Raw genomic sequence first — 249 nt, forward strand, 5'->3', positions numbered from 1 at the left:
TTATCATCGCGGTCGTGATGCACAGGCCAGCGGGCAACAGTGGGGCGAAGCCGATCTGGCACGCATGAAGGCGCTTTCAGATATCGGCCTTGAGCTTTCCATTACCGGCGGGATTACCCCTGCTGACCTGCCGCTGTTTAAAGATATTCGCGTGAAAGCGTTTATTGCCGGGCGAGCACTGGCAGGCTCAGCAAATCCGGCGCAGGTGGCTGGCGATTTCCATGCGCAAATCGACGCTATCTGGGGAGG

Annotated in this window: 1 protein-coding gene; it reads left to right on the plus strand. The window is 58.2% G+C overall.

The genetic code is table 11. The annotated features are described in order from the left end of the window. The coding region (locus R2R70_RS22115; protein WP_410979216.1) for an orotidine 5'-phosphate decarboxylase / HUMPS family protein at positions 1-249 on the plus strand (249 nt) is incomplete at both ends.

The organism is Cobetia sp. SIMBA_158 (assembly GCF_046566945.1).
Classification (GTDB): Bacteria; Pseudomonadota; Gammaproteobacteria; order Pseudomonadales; family Halomonadaceae; genus Cobetia; species Cobetia amphilecti.